Annotated in this window: 19 protein-coding genes; 11 read left to right on the forward strand and 8 right to left on the reverse strand. The window is 71.3% G+C overall.

Going from position 1 to position 19,616, the window contains the following annotated elements; translation table 11 throughout:
* The first annotated feature begins 177 nt into the window (after positions 1-177).
* The 3 genes from ACIPUC_RS26345 to ACIPUC_RS26355 all read left to right on the forward strand — a co-directional run bounded on the left by ACIPUC_RS26345 (position 178) and on the right by ACIPUC_RS26355 (position 2,098).
* Positions 178-1,380 (forward strand): LolA family protein, encoded by a 1,203-nt coding sequence (locus ACIPUC_RS26345; RefSeq protein ID WP_446592616.1) that lies wholly within the window; start codon positions 178-180, stop codon positions 1,378-1,380.
* 107 nt (positions 1,381-1,487) lie between these two features.
* Positions 1,488-1,691 (forward strand): ribbon-helix-helix domain-containing protein, encoded by a 204-nt coding sequence (locus tag ACIPUC_RS26350; RefSeq protein WP_225884906.1) that lies wholly within the window; start codon positions 1,488-1,490, stop codon positions 1,689-1,691.
* Positions 1,688-2,098 (forward strand): hypothetical protein, encoded by a 411-nt coding sequence (locus ACIPUC_RS26355; protein WP_446592617.1) that lies wholly within the window; start codon positions 1,688-1,690, stop codon positions 2,096-2,098. Before ACIPUC_RS26350 ends, ACIPUC_RS26355 begins: the two co-directional genes overlap by 4 nt.
* Here ACIPUC_RS26355 and ACIPUC_RS26360 read toward each other — a convergent pair.
* The 8 genes from ACIPUC_RS26360 to ACIPUC_RS26395 form a co-directional block, all read right to left on the reverse strand.
* Positions 2,095-3,411 carry a M28 family metallopeptidase gene (locus tag ACIPUC_RS26360; protein WP_446592618.1) on the reverse strand — a complete coding sequence of 439 codons (1,317 nt, stop codon included), beginning with the start codon at positions 3,409-3,411 and terminating at the stop codon, positions 2,095-2,097. The two genes, ACIPUC_RS26355 and ACIPUC_RS26360, sit on opposite strands and share 4 nt — an antisense overlap.
* A 247-nt stretch (positions 3,412-3,658) precedes the next feature.
* Positions 3,659-4,603 (reverse strand): EamA family transporter RarD, encoded by a 945-nt coding sequence (gene rarD / locus ACIPUC_RS26365; protein WP_446592619.1) that lies wholly within the window; start codon positions 4,601-4,603, stop codon positions 3,659-3,661.
* 159 nt (positions 4,604-4,762) lie between these two features.
* The gene (locus ACIPUC_RS26370) at positions 4,763-5,617 is read right to left on the reverse strand and encodes an SDR family oxidoreductase (protein ID WP_446592620.1); all 855 of its coding nucleotides are present in this window, start codon (positions 5,615-5,617) and stop codon (positions 4,763-4,765) included.
* 144 nt (positions 5,618-5,761) lie between these two features.
* Positions 5,762-6,829 carry a 2-oxoacid:ferredoxin oxidoreductase subunit beta gene (locus ACIPUC_RS26375; protein WP_446592621.1) on the reverse strand — a complete coding sequence of 356 codons (1,068 nt, stop codon included), beginning with the start codon at positions 6,827-6,829 and terminating at the stop codon, positions 5,762-5,764.
* Complete coding sequence (locus tag ACIPUC_RS26380) at positions 6,822-8,765, reverse strand: 2-oxoacid:acceptor oxidoreductase subunit alpha (protein ID WP_446592622.1); 1,944 nt, start codon at positions 8,763-8,765, stop codon at positions 6,822-6,824. Before ACIPUC_RS26380 ends, ACIPUC_RS26375 begins: the two co-directional genes overlap by 8 nt.
* Before the next feature lie 144 nt (positions 8,766-8,909).
* Complete coding sequence (locus ACIPUC_RS26385) at positions 8,910-9,569, reverse strand: response regulator transcription factor (RefSeq protein WP_446592676.1); 660 nt, start codon at positions 9,567-9,569, stop codon at positions 8,910-8,912.
* 228 nt (positions 9,570-9,797) lie between these two features.
* The gene (locus ACIPUC_RS26390) at positions 9,798-11,087 is read right to left on the reverse strand and encodes a sensor histidine kinase (RefSeq protein ID WP_446592623.1); all 1,290 of its coding nucleotides are present in this window, start codon (positions 11,085-11,087) and stop codon (positions 9,798-9,800) included.
* A gap of 415 nt (positions 11,088-11,502) precedes the next feature.
* Positions 11,503-12,678: a sensor histidine kinase gene (locus ACIPUC_RS26395; RefSeq protein ID WP_446592624.1), complete on the reverse strand. Its 1,176-nt coding sequence runs from the start codon at positions 12,676-12,678 to the stop codon at positions 11,503-11,505.
* Positions 12,679-12,825: 147 nt separating this feature from the next.
* On the opposite strand from ACIPUC_RS26395, the gene ACIPUC_RS26400 reads away from it, so the two are divergent.
* The 8 genes from ACIPUC_RS26400 to ACIPUC_RS26435 are packed head-to-tail and all read left to right on the forward strand — an operon-like array spanning position 12,826 to position 19,592.
* Positions 12,826-13,233, forward strand: a complete 408-nt coding sequence (locus ACIPUC_RS26400) for an NADH-quinone oxidoreductase subunit A (RefSeq protein WP_069921479.1) — start codon at positions 12,826-12,828, stop codon at positions 13,231-13,233.
* Positions 13,224-13,811: an NADH-quinone oxidoreductase subunit B gene (locus ACIPUC_RS26405; protein WP_443300467.1), complete on the forward strand. Its 588-nt coding sequence runs from the start codon at positions 13,224-13,226 to the stop codon at positions 13,809-13,811. Before ACIPUC_RS26400 ends, ACIPUC_RS26405 begins: the two co-directional genes overlap by 10 nt.
* On the forward strand, positions 13,808-15,028 hold the full coding sequence (locus ACIPUC_RS26410; RefSeq protein WP_446592625.1) for an NADH-quinone oxidoreductase subunit C: 1,221 nt from the start codon (positions 13,808-13,810) through the stop codon (positions 15,026-15,028). Before ACIPUC_RS26405 ends, ACIPUC_RS26410 begins: the two co-directional genes overlap by 4 nt.
* Entirely contained in the window at positions 15,025-15,993 is a 969-nt protein-coding gene (locus tag ACIPUC_RS26415) for a complex I subunit 1/NuoH family protein (RefSeq protein ID WP_446592627.1), read from the forward strand. The genes ACIPUC_RS26410 and ACIPUC_RS26415 overlap by 4 nt, the downstream gene beginning before the upstream one ends.
* On the forward strand, positions 15,993-16,622 hold the full coding sequence (locus ACIPUC_RS26420; RefSeq protein ID WP_446592628.1) for a NuoI/complex I 23 kDa subunit family protein: 630 nt from the start codon (positions 15,993-15,995) through the stop codon (positions 16,620-16,622). The genes ACIPUC_RS26415 and ACIPUC_RS26420 overlap by 1 nt, the downstream gene beginning before the upstream one ends.
* The gene (locus ACIPUC_RS26425; RefSeq protein WP_446592630.1) at positions 16,622-17,230 is read left to right on the forward strand and encodes an NADH-quinone oxidoreductase subunit J family protein; all 609 of its coding nucleotides are present in this window, start codon (positions 16,622-16,624) and stop codon (positions 17,228-17,230) included. Before ACIPUC_RS26420 ends, ACIPUC_RS26425 begins: the two co-directional genes overlap by 1 nt.
* Positions 17,230-17,595 (forward strand): NADH-quinone oxidoreductase subunit NuoK, encoded by a 366-nt coding sequence (nuoK, locus tag ACIPUC_RS26430; protein WP_446592631.1) that lies wholly within the window; start codon positions 17,230-17,232, stop codon positions 17,593-17,595. Before ACIPUC_RS26425 ends, nuoK begins: the two co-directional genes overlap by 1 nt.
* Positions 17,592-19,592 carry an NADH-quinone oxidoreductase subunit 5 family protein gene (locus ACIPUC_RS26435; protein ID WP_446592632.1) on the forward strand — a complete coding sequence of 667 codons (2,001 nt, stop codon included), beginning with the start codon at positions 17,592-17,594 and terminating at the stop codon, positions 19,590-19,592. Before nuoK ends, ACIPUC_RS26435 begins: the two co-directional genes overlap by 4 nt.
* The last annotated feature ends 24 nt before the right edge of the window (positions 19,593-19,616 follow it).

The raw sequence follows: 19,616 nt of genomic DNA on the forward strand, positions 1-19,616 counted from the left end.
GGGTCGGGGGAGAAGGGCCTGTTGCATGTCATCCCACGGTCGTACGCGCAGTTGCGTCCGGGGACTGACGCCCAGCGGCTCCCGTTTTGGTCAGATGGAGTCATCAAACCCCACCAGATCGGGTGAGCGCGGCGACACGGGGGTCGCCGCCGTCGACACAGAGGGCAGGGCACTGACATGTCAGCGAACACGAAGACTTCTCGCAAGGTCGCCCGGTACGCCGTACCGGTCGCGGTGGCAGGTGTGGCCGCGGCGACCGTCGCGATGGTCCCGGCCTTCGCCAACGCCGGCGGACCCGACCTGCCGAAGGTGACGGCGCAGCAGCTCATCGAGAAGATCGCCGCCTCGGACGTGCAGGAGCTGTCCGGCACCGCCAAGATCAGCACCGACCTGGGCCTGCCGAAGATCGCCGGCGGCCTGCTGGGCGGCAGCGGTGTCGCGAGCGGTTCCGCCGCTCCGGAGGACAAGGTCGCGCAGCTGGCGAACGGTACGCACACCTTCCGGGTCGCCGCCGACGGGCCGGACCGCCAGAAGCTGACCTTCCTGGACGGCAAAGACGAGTACAGCCTCATCCACAACGGCAACGACGTGTGGGGCTACGCCTCCAAGTCGAACGAGGTCTTCCACGAGAAGGCGCCTCAGCCCGGCGAGGACGGCGGCAAGGCGTCCGGGGACAAGAAGACGGCCGACCGGCTCGCGGCCTCGCCCCAACAGCTGGCCGAGGAGGTCCTGAAGGCGGCAGGCACGACCACGGAGGTCGGCGTGGGGGACACGGCGCAAGTGGCCGGCCGCGACGCCTACCAGCTGGTGCTCAAGCCCAAGCAGGCCGGTTCCACGGTGGGCTCGGTCCAGATCGCGGTCGACGCCAAGAACGGCGTGCCGCTGCGCGTGCAGCTGCTGTCCTCCCAGGGCGGCAAGCCGATCGTGGACGCGGGCTTCACCAAGGTGGACTTCGCCAAGCCGTCGGCCGACACCTTCACGTTCACCCCGCCCAAGGGCGCCAAGGTGACCGAGGGCTCGGACGGGGCGGGCAAGGGCGGCCACGAGAAGGCCCTGGAGTCCTTCCCGGGTCTGGACGCCCTCACCGGCGGTGCGAACGGCAAGGGCGAGGTGAAGGTCCTCGGCGAGGGCTGGGCCACGGTCGCGCAGATCAACACCGGGGCCGGCAAGAGCCTGAAGGACCTGGAGAGCGACAAGAACGCCCCCAAGGAGGCGAAGCAGTTCCTGGACTCCCTCGGGGACAAGGTCTCCGGGAAGTTCGGCGAGGGCCGCTTCTTCTCCACCCGCCTGGTCAACGCCCTGATCACGGACGACGGCAAGGTCTACGTCGGCGCGGTCACCAAGGACCAGCTGGTGAAGACGGCGGACTCCGCCAAGTAGTCCGCTCGGCGGCCGAAGTGCCCGAAGGGTGGGCGGGGACTGTGTCCCTGCCCACCCTTCCGGCGTTACGGCCCTTCGTACAGCAGGGCCGCTGTACGGTGTTGAGCATGTCGAGACACGTCACCATCCGCCTGGACGAAGAGTTCCACGAACGCCTGAAGGCGCGCGCGGCGGCGCTGGGGACGACGGTCACCGCGCTGATCACCGAGGTCACGGAACGCGAACTCGACGAGGACCGGAAGAACTTCCTGTCCGGCATAGAGGAGTTCGCCGACCACTGGGGCTACTTCCAGGAGCGGTTCGGCAATTGAAGATCACCATGGAGTGGGCCTGGACCGCTCTGGCCCACCACCTCCCGTCCGATCCCGCCGTATGGGACCCCTCCGGGGTGGCCGCCGCGGTCGCCCGGCACCAGAACGACCTCGTCCTGGTGCCCGAACAGCCCGCCCCGGACACCGCGTGGCGGGCCGCCGCGTTTCTGCACACCCTCGCCGTGTGCCCGGCGCTGGAGTCCCCGATGAACGAGTTCTACGCCGCCGCCGCGACCCGCTCGTACCTGCGCGTGGCCGGGGCCAAGCAGCTGCCCTCGCCCGAGGTGCTGGGCGATCTGGTCGAGGCGGCGAAGACGGGCCTCGCGGACATCGGGGCGGTCGCCGAGGAGCTGCGGGCCCGCATACAGGACCCGCAGCCCGCCTCGCGTGCTTCGGACCGGCGCTAGAAGGTGATCTTCCAGCTGTTGATGTAGCCGACGTCCTGTCCGGCCAGGTCCTTGGCCTGCAGCTTCCAGACGCCGTTGGCGACCTCGCTGGAGGCGTTGACGGTGTAGCTCTGGACGAGGTTGTCGGCGCTGCCGCCGCTGCGGTTGTGCAGGTTGTAGACGCTGCCGTCGGGGGCGATCAGGTCGACCACCAGGTCACCGCGGTAGGTGTGGACGATGTTCACGTCCACCTTGGTGGTGGCCGGGGCGTTCCCCGTGACACCGGACACCGTGATCGGAGAGGTCACCGCGGCACCGGGGGAGTCCGGGATGTTCACGTCCGCCGTGTTCTCGAAGGACGGCCCCGGCGGGACCGGGGTGGCCGCACCGAGGTTCCAGATCGCGTAGGCGATGGCGTCGGAGTTGCGGTCCAGGGCGGTGTCGTTGATGTTCGCCGTGTTGTCGCAGGAGGAGTGGTAGCAGCGGTCGAAGGCCTGACCGGCGGTGCCGCCCCACTTCTGAGCCTGCGCCGTCGTCTTGGTGTTGCTGGCGCCGGTGAACAGGCCGCCGACCGGGATGCCCGCGTTCTTGAACGAGGCGTGGTCCGAGCGTCCGTCGCCCTCGGTCTCGATCTCGGTCGGGACGCCGAGGCCGGTGAAGTAGTTCTTGAAGGTCTGCTCGATGGTCGGGTCGTCGTCGTACACGAAGTAGCCCGGGTTCGGCGAGCCGATCATGTCGAAGTTCAGGTACCCGGAGAACTTCGCGCGCTCGGTGGCGGGCAGGTTGTTGACGTAGTACTTCGAACCGATCAGGCCCAGTTCCTCCGCGCCCCACCAGCCGAAGCGCAGGTGCTTGGTGGGCTGGAGGCCGGCCCGGGAGACGGCCAGGGCCGTCTCGAGCACGGCCGCGCTGCCGGAGCCGTTGTCGTTGATGCCCGCTCCCGAGGACACCGAGTCCAGGTGCGCGCCCGCCATCAGGACCGAGTTCGGGTCGCCGCCCGGCCAGTCGGCGATCAGGTTGTAGCCGGTGGCACCGCTGGAGGTGAAGGTCTGCAGCGTGGTCGTGAAGCCGGCCGCGTCGAGCTTGGCCTTCACGTAGTCGATCGACGCCTTGTAGCCGGTGCGGCCGTGGGCGCGGTTGCCGCCGTTGTTGGCGGCGATGGTCGACAGCTGCGAGAGGTGGGCCTTGACGTTGGCCAGCGGGATGTCGGGCGGCGTCGGCGCCGCGGCGACCGCCGTCGGGGCGGCCAGTGCGGCGGGGGCGGTGGCGGCGAACAGGCCGGCGACCGCGAACGCGGTCACGGCGGCGAGGCGCCGGGAGACGGACAGGCTCATGTGGGGGCTCCGGGATTCCGCGGGGATGTGACGGAACTATGGGGATAGAGCAGGTGAGCGATAGTGCGTCTGTGCGAGCCCGATGGTCAGTGAGAGTGTGACTGTCCGTCAAGACCACAATCCGGTCAAGGCAGTTCGGAAAACGGACGATCCCCGCTACGGGTGTTCCGTAACGGGGATCGTGGGGGTCGGGTGCCCGCTGGTGCGGGCTCCGCGCGGGGGCCCTGCGCGGGCCCTGGGCGACTCTCTACGCGGGCTCGCGGGCCGGCGTCGCGACGACGGGCGCCGCCATGGCGAGCGCCGCCCGGGAGCGGCGCGCCCTGCCCAGTGCGTCCCAGGTCAGGAGCGCGAGCGCGGCCCACACCAGGGAGAATCCGGCCCAGCGCTCGGGCGGCATCGCCTCGTGGAAGTAGAGGACGCCGAGCCCGAACTGGAACACCGGGGCCAGGTACTGGAGCAGTCCGAGCGTGGACAGCGGCACCCGGATCGCCGCCGCCCCGAAGAACACCAGCGGGATCGCGGTGACGAGCCCGGTCGAGGCCAGCAGGAGCGAATGTCCAGTGCTCTGCGAGGCGAAGGTGGACTGGCCCTGCGCGCCGAGCCACAGCAGGTAGCCGAGGGCCGGCAGGAACAGCACGGCGGTCTCGGCGGTCAGCGACTCCAGTCCGCCCATGTTGAGCTTCTTCTTGATCAGCCCGTACGTCGCGAAGGAGCAGGCCAGGACCAGCGAGATCCACGGCGGCCGCCCGTAGCCGATGGCGAGCACCAGCACCGCGACGAAGGTGATGCCGACCGCCACCCACTGCGTGCGGCGCAGCCGCTCACCGAGGACCAGCACGCCGATCGCGATGCTGACCAGCGGATTGATGAAGTAGCCGAGGCTCGCTTCGACGACGTGGCCGTTGTTGACGGACCAGATGTACAGGCCCCAGTTCACGCTGATCACCGAGGCGGCGAGCGTGGTCAGCCCGAGCTTGCGGGGATCGCGCAGCAGCTCCCGGATCCAGCTCCAGCGGCGCAGGGCGAGCAGCGCCAGCCCGACCACGGCCAGGGACCACACCATGCGGTGGGCCAGGATCTCGACGGCTCCCGAAGGCTGGAGCAGCGGCCAGAAGAGGGGGACGAGCCCCCACATTCCATACGCGCCGAATCCGTAGAACAAACCCGCGCGCTGGTCGGTCTCTGCCTTCACGGGGCCTCCTGTACGACTTTCAGCCAACCTCACGACGGTAGCGCCGCAGGGCCCAGATGTCATGCCCGTCAACACGAGATACTCATGACATCTGGTGAAACCCCCGGAGGCTCGGTGCGGCGGAGCCCGGTCGGCGGCAGTCGCCCAGCCCGGCCGCGGTCAGGCGAGCGCGGCGGCGATCGCCTCGGAGACCGGGGTGGTCGGCCGCCCGATCAGCCGGGCCAGGTCCCCGCTGGTCCCGGCCAGCCGGCCGCGCCCGATCGCCGCGTCCACGTCGACGATGATCGCGGCGAAGCCCTCGGGCACCCCGGCGCCGGTCAGGATCTCCAGGTGCTCCTGCGCCGGCACCTCGGCGTACGCGATCTCCTTGCCGGCCTGCGCCGACACCTCGGCCGCGTACTCCGTCAGGCTCCAGGCGGTGTCGCCGGAGAGCTCGTACGCGCGGTTCAGGTGGCCCTCCCCGGTGAGCACCTCGGCCGCGGCGGCCGCGTAGTCGGCGCGCGCCGCCGAGGCGACCCGGCCCTCGCCCGAGCTGGCGACGACGGCGCCGCGCTCCAGGACTCCGGGCAGCTCGCGCGTGTAGTTCTCGTGGTACCAGCCGTTGCGCAGGAAGGTGTACGGGATCCCCGAGTCGAGGACGGCCTGCTCGGTGGCCGTGTGCTCGGCGGCCAGCTCGAAGTCGGCCCCGGGTCCGCCGAGGACGCCGGTGTAGGCGAACTGCGCCACGCCCGCCGCCTGGGCCGCCTTCAGTACGGCGGTGTGCTGGGCGACCCGGCGGCCGATCTCGTTGCCGGAGATCAGCAGCACGCGGTCCCCGGCGCGGAAGGCGGCGGCCAGGGCGGCCGGGTCGTCGTAGTCGGCGACGCGTACCTCGACCCCGCGTCCGGCCAGGTCGGCGGCCTTCTCCCGGTCGCGGACGACGACGGCGACGCGCTCGGCGGGGACCCGCTCCAGCAGCTCGTCGACGACGAGACGGCCGAGGGCTCCGGTGGCTGCGGTAACGACGATGCTCATGATGGCTCTCCTCGTGGGGCGGAAGTAATGCCACCCTACGGTAAGCGCTAACTTTTAGAAAGTGCTTCCGGTTCCGGACGCGCGAAAGCCCGGACCTCCTGAGAGATCCGGGCTCCGCTTCACGCGTTCACGCGACGTACGGGGTCAGCCGACGACCGTCCAGGTGTCGTTGCCGGCCAGCAGGGTGGCGAGGTCGCCCTTGCCCTTGCGGTCGACGGCCGTGTCGAGCTGGTCGGCCATCAGGGTGTCGTAGACGGGCCGCTCGACGCTCCGGAACACCCCGATGGGCGTCTGGTGGAGCGTGTCGGGGTCGGCCAGCCGGGAGAGCGCGAAGGCGGTGGTCGGGCTGGTGCCGTGCGCGTCGTGGACCAGGATCCGCGACTCGTTCTCCGGGGTGACCGCGACGACCTGGAGGTCGCCGGTGACCGGGTCGCGGACGACGCCCTTGTGGCCGTCGGTGCCGAAGCGGATCGGCTGCCCGTGCTCCAGCCGGATCACGGCCTCCTGGGCCTGGTCCTTGTCCTTCAGGACCTCGAAGGCCCCGTCGTTGAAGATGTTGCAGTTCTGGTAGATCTCCACCAGCGCCGTGCCCTGGTGGTCGGCGGCCGCGCGCAACACCTCGGTGAGGTGCTTGCGGTCGGAGTCCACCGTCCGCGCCACGAAGGAGGCCTCCGCGCCGATGGCCAGGGACACCGGGTTGAAGGGCGCGTCCAGCGAGCCCATCGGGGTCGACTTGGTGATCTTGCCGACCTCGGAGGTGGGGGAGTACTGCCCCTTCGTCAGACCGTAGATCCGGTTGTTGAAGAGCAGGATCTTCAGGTTGACGTTGCGCCGCAGGGCGTGGATGAGGTGGTTCCCGCCGATGGACAGCGCGTCGCCGTCGCCCGTGACGACCCAGACCGACAGGTCCCGGCGGGAGGTGGCCAGACCCGTGGCGATGGCCGGGGCGCGGCCGTGGATCGAGTGCATCCCGTAGGTGTTCATGTAGTACGGGAAGCGGGAGGAGCAGCCGATCCCGGACACGAAGACGATGTTCTCCTTCGCGAGGCCGAGCTCGGGCATGAAGCCCTGGACGGCCGCGAGGACGGCGTAGTCGCCGCAACCGGGGCACCAGCGGACCTCCTGGTCCGACTTGAAGTCCTTGGCCGACTGCGCGGCCTCGGCCTTCGGTACCAGCGACAGCAGGGTCGGGGCGTCGGTCACCTCAGTCATTGATGGCCTCCTCGAGAACCTTCGCGAGCTGCTCCGCCTTGAACGGCATTCCGTTGACCTGGTTGTACGACTGGGCGTCCACCAGGTATTTCGCCCGGACCAGGGTGGCGAGCTGCCCGAGGTTCATCTCCGGCACCACTACCTTCTCGTAACGCTCCAGGACCTCGCCGAGATTCCTCGGGAAGGGGTTGAGGTGGCGCAGGTGGGCCTGGGCGATGGGCGCGCCGCCGGCGCGCAGGCGCCGGACCGCGGCCGTGATCGGGCCGTAGGTGGAGCCCCAGCCCAGGACGAGGGTGCGGGCCTGGTCGGGGTCGTCGACCTCCAGGTCGGGGACCTGGATGCCGTCGACCTTGGCCTGGCGGGTGCGGACCATGAAGTCGTGGTTGGCGGGGTCGTACGAGATGTTGCCGGTGCCGTCCTGCTTCTCGATGCCGCCGATGCGGTGCTCGAGACCGGGCGTGCCGGGGACCGCCCACGGACGGGCCAGGGTCTCCGGGTCGCGCTTGTAGGGCCAGAACACCTCGGTGCCGTCCGCCAGCTCGTGGTTGGGGCCGGAGGCGAACTGGACCTTGAGGTCGGGCAGGTCGGCGATGTCCGGGATCCGCCAGGGCTCGGACCCGTTGGCGAGGTAGCCGTCGGAGAGCAGGAAGACCGGGGTCCGGTAGGCGAGCGCGATCCGGGCCGCGTCCAGGGCGGCGTCGAAGCAGTCCGCCGGGGTGCGCGGGGCGACGATCGGCACCGGGGCCTCGCCGTTGCGCCCGTACATGGCCTGGAGCAGGTCGGCCTGCTCCGTCTTGGTCGGCAGGCCGGTGGAGGGGCCGCCGCGCTGGATGTCCACGATCAGCAGCGGCAGCTCGAGGGAGACGGCCAGACCGATCGTCTCGGACTTCAGGGCCACGCCGGGGCCGGAGGTGGTGGTCACGCCCAGGGCCCCGCCGAACGCCGCGCCCAGGGCCGCGCCGATGCCCGCGATCTCGTCCTCGGCCTGGAAGGTCCGTACGCCGAAGTTCTTGTGCTTGCTGAGCTCGTGCAGGATGTCCGAGGCCGGGGTGATCGGGTAGGAGCCCAGGTAGAGCGGCAGGTCCGCCTGCCGGCTCGCGGCGATCAGGCCGTAGGACAGGGCCAGGTTCCCCGAGATGTTGCGGTACGTGCCGGTCGGGAAGGCCTGGGTGGCCGGGGCGACCTCGTAGGAGACCGCGAAGTCCTCCGTCGTCTCCCCGAAGTTCCAGCCCGCGCGGAACGCGGCCACGTTCGCCTCGGCGATCTCCGGCTTCTTCGCGAACTTCTGCCGCAGGAAGCTCTCGGTCCCCTCCGTCGGCCGGTGGTACATCCAGGACAGCAGCCCCAGCGCGAACATGTTCTTGCTGCGCTCGGCTTCCTTGCGGGAGAGCCCGAAGTCCTTCAGCGCCTCGACGGTGAGGGTGGTCAGCGGGACGGGGTGCAGGTTGTAGGCGGAGAGCGAGCCGTCCTCGAGGGGGGAGGTCTCGTAGCCGACCTTGGCCATGGGGCGCTTGGTGAACTCGTCCGTGTTGACGATGATCTCCGCGCCGCGCGGCACGTCGCCGATGTTCGCCTTCAGGGCGGCCGGGTTCATCGCGACCAGCACGTTCGGGGCGTCGCCGGGCGTGAGGATGTCGTGGTCCGCGAAATGCAGCTGGAAGGACGACACGCCCGGCAGGGTTCCGGCGGGGGCGCGGATCTCGGCGGGGAAGTTCGGGAGCGTCGAGAGGTCGTTGCCGAACGACGCCGTCTCCGAGGTGAACCGGTCACCGGTGAGTTGCATACCGTCACCGGAGTCACCGGCGAACCGGATGATCACACGATCAAGACGGCGTACTTCCTTGCCGCCCGGGCTTGCCGGGATGCGCTGCTCTCCGACGAGCGCACCCCCAGCCCCGTCGGCCTGTTCGGCCGGGCTGCTGACCTGGCTGGTCACTGAACTGGACCTCCTTCGAGGCGTGGGCACCCCCAGAACCAACCCTACGTCGGTCAGCTCCCCGGGGCGGCCACATTCTGGACCGTTGGACCGCCCTTCGAGACAGTCCGACCGGTATGCCGTATCTGACAGAGTGTCAGTCGATCAAGATTTCAGATAGGTGAGAACGGCCAGTACACGCCGGTGATCCCCATCACTCGGCGACAGGCCCAACTTCATGAAGATGTTGCTGACGTGCTTCTCCACCGCTCCGTCGCTCACCACCAGCTGCTTCGCCACGGCGGAATTCGTGCGTCCTTCGGCCATCAGGCCCAGTACCTCGCGCTCGCGCGGCGTCAGCCCCGCCAGCACGTCCTGCTTCCGGCTGCGCCCGAGCAGCTGGGCGACGACCTCGGGGTCCAGAGCGGTACCGCCCCGGGCCACCCGCACCACCGCGTCCAGGAACTCGCGCACCTCGGCCACCCGGTCCTTGAGCAGGTAGCCCACCCCGGTGCTGGAACCGGCCAGCAGTTCCGTGGCGTACTGCTCCTCCACGTACTGCGACAGCACGAGCACCCCGACCCCGGGGTACTCGCGGCGCAGACGTACGGCGGCCCGCACGCCCTCGTCGGTGTGCGTCGGCGGCATCCGTACGTCGGCCACGACCACGTCCGGCAGCTCGTCCTGAGCCGCCAGCTCCGACACGGTCTTGATCAGGGCTTCCGCGTCCCCGACGCCCGCCACGACGTCATGCCCCCGGTCGGTCAGCAGCCGGGTCAGGCCCTCCCGCAGCAGCACCGAATCCTCGGCGATGACCACCCGCACCCTGTCTTCCACGATTCAGCAGCTCCCGCGTCCACTCATCCCGCACTCCCTGACTCAGCCAAGCATCCCAGCCTCGAGGCCGGATCCAGGCTGAGCCGGGACAACGCGTGGGCGCACGGGGAGCTTTCGCCCGCGACGCGTACGCGCCGCGCTGCAAACGAGGAGGTCCGGGCCGATGGGCCCGGACCCTGCTCGCGATGTCGTGGTCGTGGTCGTGATCGTGGTCCGTCAGTCCCGCCACGGGAGCTCGGCGGTCACCGTGGTCCCCACCCCCACGGGCGAGTCGACGACCAGGATCCCGTCCACGGCGTCCAGCCGCTCGGCCAGCCCCGCCAGCCCGGTGCCCTCCCCGACGCCCGCCCCGCCCCGGCCGTCGTCGGCGACCTGGATCAGCAGCCGCTCCCCGGACTTCCACACCTCCACGCTCGCGACCCGGGCCTGCGCGTGCTTGCCGATGTTCTGCAGCAGCTCCGAGACCGTGAAGTACGCGATCCCCTCGATCGCCGCCGTCGGGCGGGCCGGGAGGTCCACGGCCACCCGTACCGGCACCACGCACCGCGCCGCAACCGAGGACAGCGCCGCGTCCAGACCCCGGTCGGTCAGCACCGCCGGATGGATCCCGCGGGCCAGGTCGCGCAGCTCCTGGAGGGCGATCTTCACCTCTCCGTGGGCCTCGTCCACCATCCGGGCGGCCGCCCTCGGGTCCTCGGCCGCCTTCTCCTTCGCCAGCCCCAGGTCCATCGCCAGGGCCACCAGCCGGGCCTGCGCCCCGTCGTGCAGATCGCGCTCGATGCGCCGCAGGTCGGCGGCCGCGGTGTCCACGACCACTCCGCGGTCGGACTCCAGCTCGGTCACGCGGGTGGCCAGCCGGGACGACCCCAGCAGCCCGCCCACCATCACCCGGTCGACGGTGGTCAGCGCCCGGAGCACCCACGGCGTGGCGAGGGTGAGGGCCAGCCCGACCAGGCAGGTCAGGGCGATCTCGGCGGGGGAGTCGAGGTAGAAGGAGTAGTCGCCGTTCTGGAAGAGCTGGAGCCCGGGCTGGTCGGTGTACGCCGGGAAGACCCAGAACCAGAGCGGATACAGCAGGTACGCCCACCCGGCCGCCCAGAACACCAGCGCCACGCAGAACGAGAACACCGCCCACGGGAAGTGGATCACGGAGTACAGCACGTGCCGCCAGGCGCTCCCGCTCTTGAGCAGCGCCCCCATCGCGGAGACGGCCCCGGCCTTGCGGGCCCGGATCGGAGCCGGATCGGCGATGTCGGTCCCGAGCAGGACGCGCACCCGGGTCCGCTCCAGATGGCCGAACCCGCGGCACATGGCGAGCACGCCGGCGAGGACCGGAACCCCGAGGAAGGTGACGAGCAGCCCGGCGCCGACGCTCAGCCCGGCGATGGCGAGCGAGAAGTACAGGGTGCTCAGCGGCAGCCCGACCAGCACGTACCCGAACTCGCGCCAGGTCCGCCGCGCGAGCGGAGCCCCCACCACGGCGCCGACCCCCGCGCCCACACCCACACCGTCATCCACTGTCCGACCCCACCCTTCAGCTCACCGCGCTACCCCTCCACCCTCCCGCCCCCCACCCCGCCAAACCATCCGGCCCATCGGCGTCCGAACCGGGGGGTTAACCCCACCCCCGCCCCGACGCACGGAGCCGCGGACCGGGCGTACGGAGCCGCGGACCGGCAATTCCACCTACGCCACGGCGTACGGAGCCGCGGACGGCAATTTCAGCCCCGCCGGCGTTTGAGGCGCGGGGTCTGGGGCGGAGCCCCAGCAGCGGCGCCGCACCCGAACCCGCCCAACCCGGCCCTGCCGGCACCCGGCCCCGCCGGCAACCCGGCCCCGCCGCCACCGCCCCGCGCAGGACACGCGAACGGGACCCCCGCCCACCCCGGACGGGAGTCCCGATCCACACCACAGCCCCCGGCTAGCCGCGCCCGCGCCACGGCAGCTCCGCCGTCACCACCGTCCCCTCCCCCTCCGGCGAGTCCACGACGAACACCCCGTCCACGGCCCCCAACCGCTCCGCAAGTCCCCCCAGCCCCGACCCCCGGGAGGCATCCGCGCCCCCGCGCCCGTCGTCCGACACCCGGATCAGCAGCCGATCCCCCGCCCGCCACACCTCCACGCTCGCGCCCCGCGCAGCGGGACCCGCGTGCTTGCTCACGTTCTGCAGCAGCTCCGACACCACGAAGTACGCGATCCCCTCGATCGCCTCCGCCGGCCGCGCCGGCAGATCCACCGCCACCTTCACCGGCACCACGCACCGCGCCGCAACCGAGGACAGCGCCGCGTCCAGCCCCCGGTCGGTCAGCACCGCCGGATGGATCCCGCGCGCGAGGTCCCGTAGCTCCCTGAGCGCCAGCTTCACCTCCCCGTGGGCCTCGTCGACCATCGCCGCCGCGGCCTCCGGGTCCTCCAGCAGCTTCTCCTTCGCCAGGCCCAGCCCCATGGCCAGCGCCACCAGCCGCGCCTGCGCCCCGTCGTGCAGGTCCCGCTCGATGCGCCGCAGGTCGGCCGCCGCCGTGTCGACCACGACCCCCCGGTCCGACTCCAGCTCCGCGATCCGCCGTTCCAGGTCGTCGGAGGGCGACAGCAGCCCCCGCACCATCGCCCGGTCCGCGTTCGCGAGCAGCCGCACCAGGTACGGCAGCACCGGCCACAGCACGAACAGCCCGGCCAGCGCTACCGTGAAGGTGAGCACTCCCCAAGGCAGCCGGATCAGCTGGTAAAGCACCGTCCGCCAGGCGACCGGGTCCTTGATGCTCGTCCACAACCAGGGGAAGAACCCGCCGGCCCGCCGCGGGCCGGGAATCGGCGTCGGCTCGTCCACCCGTACGCCCAAGAGCGCCCGGGCCCGTGCCCGGTCCAGCCGTCCCAACTGCCGAGACATCCAAAGACCACATGCGAGCAGGGGAAGTCCGATCGCGGTCACGGACAGACCGCCCGTGCCCACGACCATGACAACCGCGTAAAGGAATCCGACCATCGCCAGCGGCAGGTTGCTCACCAGATGGGCGATCTCCTTCCACGTCACGGCGCTGAACACGGCGCGGACGGGCGGCGGCCGGTCGTTGTCGGGGAGGTCATGGCTCGTGGTCATGCGGCACAGCCTGCCAAGGGCCGCACTCCGACGCCATGGGGTGGCCGGGGTGCTGTGAACGGGGGATAACCCCACCCTGTGTGAGGCAGGCCCTAGACTCCCGCCTGTACCAGATCGTCGACAGTGACCGAGGAGCGAGGAACGGACGTGCCCGAACCAACGGTATCGACCGTAACCGTGCTCGCGGCGGACTACTTCCGGAGTTATTCGGTCGTCGGTCTGCTGGCCCTCCTCGGCGTGCTCTTCGTGGCCGTGGCCTTCGGTGCCGGCCGCCTGTTGCGGCCCGTCGTCCCGACGCCCGAGAAGCTGCTGACGTACGAATGCGGAGTGGACCCGGTCGGCGAGGGCTGGGCGCACACCCAGGTCCGCTACTACGTCTACGCCTTCCTCTACGTCATCTTCGCCGTCGACTCGATCTTCCTGTTCCCGTGGGCGACGGTGTTCGCCGCCGCCGGTTACGGCGCCACGACGCTGGTGGAGATGTTCATCTTCCTGGGCTTCCTGGCCGTCGGCCTGCTCTATGCGTACAAGAAGGGCGTCCTCGAATGGACGTGACACCTCAGCCGGAGCTGCTCCCGGAGCCCAAGCGCCTGGGAGTCCTCTCCCGGCTCGCCCCGGAACCGATGAAGGTGGTCCTGAACTGGGGCCGCCGGTACAGCCTGTGGGTCTTCAACTTCGGCCTGGCCTGCTGCGCCATCGAGTTCATCGCCGCGTCGATGGCCCGCCACGACTTCATCCGGCTCGGCGTGATCCCCTTCGCGCCGGGGCCCCGGCAGGCCGACCTGATGATCGTATCGGGCACGGTCACGGACAAGATGGCGCCCGCCGTGAAGCGGCTCTACGAGCAGATGCCGGAGCCGAAGTACGTCATCTCCTTCGGCGCCTGCTCCAACTGCGGCGGCCCGTACTGGGACTCGTACTCGGTGACGAAGGGCGTCGACCAGATCATCCCGGTCGACGTCTACGTACCCGGCTGCCCGCCCCGGCCGGAGGCGCTGCTCCAGGGCATTCTCAAGCTCCAGGAGAAGATCGCTCGGGAGTCGCTCGCGGACCGCTATGCGTCCGGACCGTCCGTGGGACAGCTCACCAGCGGCCTGGTCACGCCCCCGCCGGCCCCGGGGAGCGGCGCGTGAACCTCTACGACTCCCTTCCCGACGCGGCGGCGACGGTCTTCGGCGAGGAGGCCGTGGGCTCGTACGCGTACGACGTCATGACGGTCGACGTGCCGGTCGGCTCCTGGGTCTCCGCCCTGGAGATCGCCCGGGACAAGCTGGGCTGCACGTACTTCGACTGGCTGAGCGCGGTGGACGAGCCGGGCACCGGCTTCCGGATCTGCGCGCACGTGGTCGCGCTGGAGAACCGCCGCGTACGCCGCCTCCTGCTGCGCACGACCGTCCCGCACTCCGCCCCCTCCCTGCCGTCGGCCGTCGCCGTCTACGCGGGAGCCGAGTGGCACGAGCGCGAGACGTACGAGATGTTCGGGATCGTCTTCACCGACCACCCGCACCTCGTCCACCTGCTCCTTCCGGAGAACTTCGAAGGGCACCCGCTGCGCAAGGACTTCGTCCTGGCCGCGCGCGTCGCGAAGGCCTGGCCGGGTGCCAAGGAGCCGGGCGAGGCCCACGATCCGGACGCGCCCAAGCGCCGCCAGATGCTTCCGCCGGGCGTCCCGGACCCCAACGACTGGGGCCCGATGAAGGGCCAGCTCCCGCCGGCCCCCGCCCGCCCGGCCCGTACCCCGCGCGCCGCCGGCGCGGCGGGCGCCGCCGCGCGCACCCCGCGCGAGGGCGCCCCGGCCCGCCGCACCCGCTCGGTCACCGAAGGCTCGGCCACCCAGGCCGTGCCGGCCACCCCGGAGCCCCCGGCCCCCGGCGCCGAGTCCGAAGCCCCGGCGACCCCGGCAACCGGCCCCGCGTCCGAGACCCCGCCCCGCCCGCCCCGCCGCACCCGCTCGGCATCGGAGGGCTCGGCCAGCCAGGCCGCCCCGGAAACCCCGGCCGAAGCCGAGGCGCCCGCACCCGGCTCCACCCGCCCGGCAGGAACCAGCTCGGACGCCCCCTGGCACAACCCGAAGCCCGCCTTCGACGAACCGCAGGCCCCGGCGGCCCCGGCCACTCCGGCTACTCCGGCGGCCCCGGCCACTCCGGCTACTCCGGCGGCCCCGGCGGCCCCGGTCACTCCGGCAGCGGCCCCGGCCACCCCGGCTACTCCGGCCACCCCGGCAACTCCGTCGGCCCCGGCCACGCCGGACCCGGCCGAGCCCCGGGACCCGGAAGCCGACCTCACCTCCGCCTCCCCAGACACCTCAGACACCCCTGCCACCCCCGACACAAACGGAGGCGACGCGTGAACGACGTCCTCGACGTCGCCCTGCGACTCATCGTCGTCTTCGCCGTCTTCCTCGTGCTCCCGCTCGTCGTCGGGCAGACCGAGCACAAGGTGATGGCGCACATGCAGGGCCGCCTCGGCCCGATGTACGCCGGCGGCTTCCACGGCTGGGCCCAGCTCGTCGCCGACGGCGTGAAGTTCGCGCAGAAGGAAGACATCGTCCCGGCGGGCGCCGACCGCCGGATCTTCCAGCTCGCCCCCGCCGTCGCCCTGCTCCCGTACCTCCTCGTCCTCCTCGCGATCCCGATCGGCCCGGGCGAGGGCGCGGTCGGCCAGGTCATCGACGCCGGCGTGTTCTTCGTGCTCGCCGTCATGGGCGTCGGAGTCCTCGGCTCGCTCATGGCCGGCTGGGCGTCCGCGAACAAGTTCTCCCTGCTCGGCGGCCTGCGTACCGCCGCCCAGCTGCTCGCCTACGAGCTCCCCATGCTGCTCGCCGCCGCCTCGGTGGCGATGGCGGCCGGGACGGTCTCCCTCACCGGCATCGTGGAGAGCTTCGAGTGGTGGTGGCTGCCCTGGCAGATCGTCGGCGCGCTCGTCTTCTTCACCGCCGGCCTCGCCGAACTGCAGCGGCCCCCCTTCGACATGCCCGTCGCCGACTCCGAGATCATCTTCGGTGCGTACACCGAGTACACGGGCCTGCGCTTCGCCCTGTTCCTGCTCGCCGAGTACGCCGGCATCGTCGTCCTCTGCGCCCTCACCACCGTCCTCTTCCTCGGCGGCTGGCAGGGGCCCTTCGGCGCCGACGGCCTCGGCTGGGTCTGGACCCTCCTCAAGACCGCGATCCTCGCCTTCGTCGTGATCTGGCTCCGCGTGACCTACCCCCGGCTGCGCGAGGACCAGCTCCAGAAGCTCGCCTGGACCACACTCATCCCGCTCGCGCTCGCCCAGATCGCGCTCACCGGCATCGTGAAGGTGGCGATCCAGTAATGCCCATCCCCGGATCCGGCCTCGCCAAGGGCTTGGCCGTCACCCTGCGCACGATGACGAAGCGCTCGCACACGGCGCAGTACCCCGAGGTCCAGCCCCAGCTCCCGCCGCGCAGCCGCGGGGTCATCGGGCTGTTCGAGGAGAACTGCACGGTCTGCATGCTCTGCGCCCGTGAGTGCCCCGACTGGTGCATCTACATCGACTCCCACAAGGAGACGGTCCCGGCCTCCACCCCCGGTGGCCGCGAGCGCAGCCGCAACGTCCTCGACCGCTTCGCCATCGACTTCTCCCTCTGCATGTACTGCGGTATCTGCATCGAGGTGTGCCCCTTCGACGCCCTCTTCTGGTCTCCGGAGTTCGAGTACGCGGAGACCGACATCCACGACCTGACCCACGAGCGCGACAAGCTCCGCGAGTGGATGTGGACCGTGCCGGCTCCGCCCGCCCTAGACCCGGCCGCCGAGGAGCCCAAGGAGATCGCCGCCGCCCGCAAGGCCGTGGAAAAGGCCGAGGCCGCCGCGGCAGCAGCCGCCGCTGCCGCCGCCACCCCCGCCACGGAGCCCGACGCCGGCGCCACCCCCGCCCCCGGCACGGAGCCCGGTACCGACCCGGCGGGAGGCACCGCCTGATGCTCACCGCCCACCTCGCCGCAGCCGCCCAAGGCCCCGGCCCCGGCTTCCTCTCCCCGACCGGCGTCGAGATCGCCTTCGTCCTCGTCGGCCTCGCCACCCTCGGCGCGGCCCTCGTCACGGTCACCACCAAGCAGCTCGTGCACGCCGCCCTCTGGCTGGTCGTCGCGCTCGGCGGCATCGCCGTCGAGTACCTCCTGCTGACCGCCGAGTTCATCGCCTGGGTCCAGGTGCTGATCTACCTCGGCTCCGTGGTCGTCCTCCTCCTCTTCGGGCTGATGCTCACGAAGGCCCCCATCGGCCGCTCCCCGGACGCCGACTCCGGCAACCGCTGGATCGCGCTCTCCGTCGCCGTCGTCGCCGCCGTCTCACTCGTCTGGGTCGTCGTCGACGCCTTCCGCACGACGTGGATCGACCTCGACGGCCCGGTCCAGGGCTCCACGAAGGTCTCCGGCGAGATCCTCTTCCAGCACTGGGTCCTCCCCTTCGAAGCGCTCTCCGTCCTCCTCCTCGCGGCCCTGATCGGCGCCATCGTGCTGTCACGCAGGAACACTCCCGCCGAAGACGGCGTCGCCGGCGGCGACGGCGCGAAGAAGGGGCTGCGCTGATGCACCTCGCCTACCCCGCCGTCCTCGCGGCGCTGCTCTTCTGCACGGGCCTGTACGGAGTGCTCGCCCGCCGCAACGCCATCCTGGTCCTGATGTCCGTCGAGCTGATGCTCAACGCCGTCAACCTCAACCTGGTGGCCTTCGACGTCTGGCTGCGCGACGCCCTGCACGCCGGCCAGGCCCTCACCCTCTTCACCATCGCCATCGCCGCCGCCGAGATCGGCATCGGCCTCGCGATCGTGCTGATGGTGTACCGCAACCGGGGCACCTCGGACGTCGACCGCCTCCGCGACACCGCCGAGGGCCACGAGCCCACCTCGAACAGCCCGAACAGCGCGAACACCCGGAGCGAGGTCACCGCGTGAGCACCACGACCCTCGCCGTCCTGGTCCCCCTCCTGCCCTTCCTGGGCGCGGTCGCGGGACTGCTCTTCGGCCGCACCGCCCCCGGCTTCGTCCGGCCGCTCGCGATCCTGCCGACGCTCGGCGCCGCCGTACTGGCCGTGCTCGTCGCCTTCCGCCACGGCGGCGGCAAGGCGATCAACACCGCGACCGAACTGACCCCGACCGGCTCGGTGCCGATCGAGCTCTCGCTCCACCTGGACGGCTTCGCCGTGCTGGTCGCCGTCCTGGTCGGAGTCGTCGCCACCTGCGTACAGCTCTACTCGACTGCGTACCTCCGCGAGGACCCGCGCTACCCGTCGTACGCCGCTCTGGTCTCACTGTTCACCTCCGCCATGCTGCTCGTCGTCTACTCCGGCGACCTGATGGTGCTGCTGGTCGGCTGGGAGGTCATGGGCATCTGCTCGTACTTCCTGGTCGGCCACTACTGGGAGACCGAGGCGGCCCGCTCCGCCTCCCTGAAGGCCTTCCTCGTCACCAAGCTCGGTGACGTCCCCTTCCTGATCGGCCTGTTCGCGCTCGCCGCCGACGCCGGCTCCTTCCGGATCACCAAGATCCTGGGCACCGTCGCCGCGGGCGGGCTCGACCACCCGACGCTGATCGCGCTGCTGCTCCTCGCCGGAGTCGCGGGCAAGTCCGCACAGTTCCCGCTGCACACCTGGCTCCCGGACGCCATGGCGGGCCCCACCCCGGTCTCCGCGCTGATCCACGCCGCGACGATGGTCGCCGCCGGTGTCTACTTCATCGCCCGCCTCCTCCCCGTCTTCGCGGCCTCCCGCGCCGCGCTGGTGGTCATGGCCGTCATGGCGGCCGTCACGATGGTCGGCTCCGCCCTCGCCGCCCTGGCCCAGGACGACATCAAGCGGGTGCTCGCCTACTCCACGGTCGGCCAGCTCGGCTACATGACCGGGGCCCTGGCCGTCGGCGACCGCGGCGCCGCCGTCTTCCACCTCCTGTCCCACGGCGCCTTCAAGGCGCTCCTGTTCCTCGGCGCGGGCGTGATCATCCACGCCGCCGGTACGAACTCCCTGGCCGCCATGTCCCGTATGGACGGCCTGGCCAAGCGCATCCCCGACGCCTTCTGGACGATGTCGATCGCCCTGCTCGCGCTCGCCGCGATCCCGCCGTTCGCCGGCTTCTTCTCCAAGGAAGCCGTCCTCGTCGCCGCCGAGCACACCGCCACGGGCCACTCGGAGTTCGCCCCCGGCGCCGCGGGCTGGGTGGTCCTGGTCGCCGGCCTGCTGACCGCCCTGCTCACCGCCGCCTACGCCACCCGGCTGTGGCTGATGGCCTTCCGCGGCCGGGGCGCCGCCGCCCCCGACCACGGCAAGGAGCCCGTCGCCATGACCGGCGTGCTGTGGCTCCTGGCGATCCCGTCCATCGGCTTCGGCCTCGCCGCGGGTCCCCTCGCCGACTGGTTCGACGGCAAGGAACTCACCCCGACGGTGACCACCTCGGTCCTCGGCACCGGCGCCGCCGTCATCGGAGCGCTGCTCACCTACGCCCTCTGGCAGCGCGCCACGGTCAAGGCCGCCGCGGCCGGGTACGGACCCGGCCTGTCCGCCTCCGTCGCCGCCGCGGAATCCGCCGCCGAGACCCCCGAGGTCGCCGAGGTCACCCACGACCACCCCGCCGTCCCGCTCGGCTCCGCCCCCGACCCCGGCAAGGCCTTCCTCGGCCCGCTGCACCGCCACGCGGCCGACGGCTTCCACCTCGACGCCGTCTACGACCGGCTCTTCGTCCGCCCCGTCCGCGCGGCCGCCGGCCTGGTCCGCTTCCTCGACCGCGAGGTCGTGGACACGTACGTCAGCGGCGCGGGCAGCGGCACCCGGCTGCTCGGCAGCCTCGTACGCCGCGCCCAGACCGGCAACGTGCAGACCTACCTGAGCGCCCTGCTCGCCGGCGCCGTGGTCCTGGCGATCGCCACCGCCGTCCTCGCCAACGTCAACGCCGGATCGTGAGCCGTGAGTCAGCCGTGATTGATA

It is taken from the genome of Streptomyces sp. LARHCF249, assembly GCF_052871255.1.

Bases quoted from the DNA above. Each gene is read 5' to 3' on its own strand.
- ACIPUC_RS26425 (WP_446592630.1), top strand. From the start codon at position 16,622: ATGCTCACCGCCCACCTCGCCGCAGCCGCCCAAGGCCCCGGCCCCGGC.
- ACIPUC_RS26370 (WP_446592620.1), bottom strand. From the start codon at position 5,617: ATGAGCATCGTCGTTACCGCAGCCACCGGAGCCCTCGGCCGTCTCGTC.
- ACIPUC_RS26405 (WP_443300467.1), top strand. From the start codon at position 13,224: ATGGACGTGACACCTCAGCCGGAGCTGCTCCCGGAGCCCAAGCGCCTG.
- ACIPUC_RS26350 (WP_225884906.1), top strand. From the start codon at position 1,488: ATGTCGAGACACGTCACCATCCGCCTGGACGAAGAGTTCCACGAACGC.
- ACIPUC_RS26420 (WP_446592628.1), top strand. From the start codon at position 15,993: ATGCCCATCCCCGGATCCGGCCTCGCCAAGGGCTTGGCCGTCACCCTG.
- nuoK (WP_446592631.1), top strand. From the start codon at position 17,230: ATGCACCTCGCCTACCCCGCCGTCCTCGCGGCGCTGCTCTTCTGCACG.
- ACIPUC_RS26395 (WP_446592624.1), bottom strand. From the start codon at position 12,678: ATGACCACGAGCCATGACCTCCCCGACAACGACCGGCCGCCGCCCGTC.
- ACIPUC_RS26375 (WP_446592621.1), bottom strand. From the start codon at position 6,829: ATGACTGAGGTGACCGACGCCCCGACCCTGCTGTCGCTGGTACCGAAG.
- ACIPUC_RS26345 (WP_446592616.1), top strand. From the start codon at position 178: ATGTCAGCGAACACGAAGACTTCTCGCAAGGTCGCCCGGTACGCCGTA.
- ACIPUC_RS26360 (WP_446592618.1), bottom strand. From the start codon at position 3,411: ATGAGCCTGTCCGTCTCCCGGCGCCTCGCCGCCGTGACCGCGTTCGCG.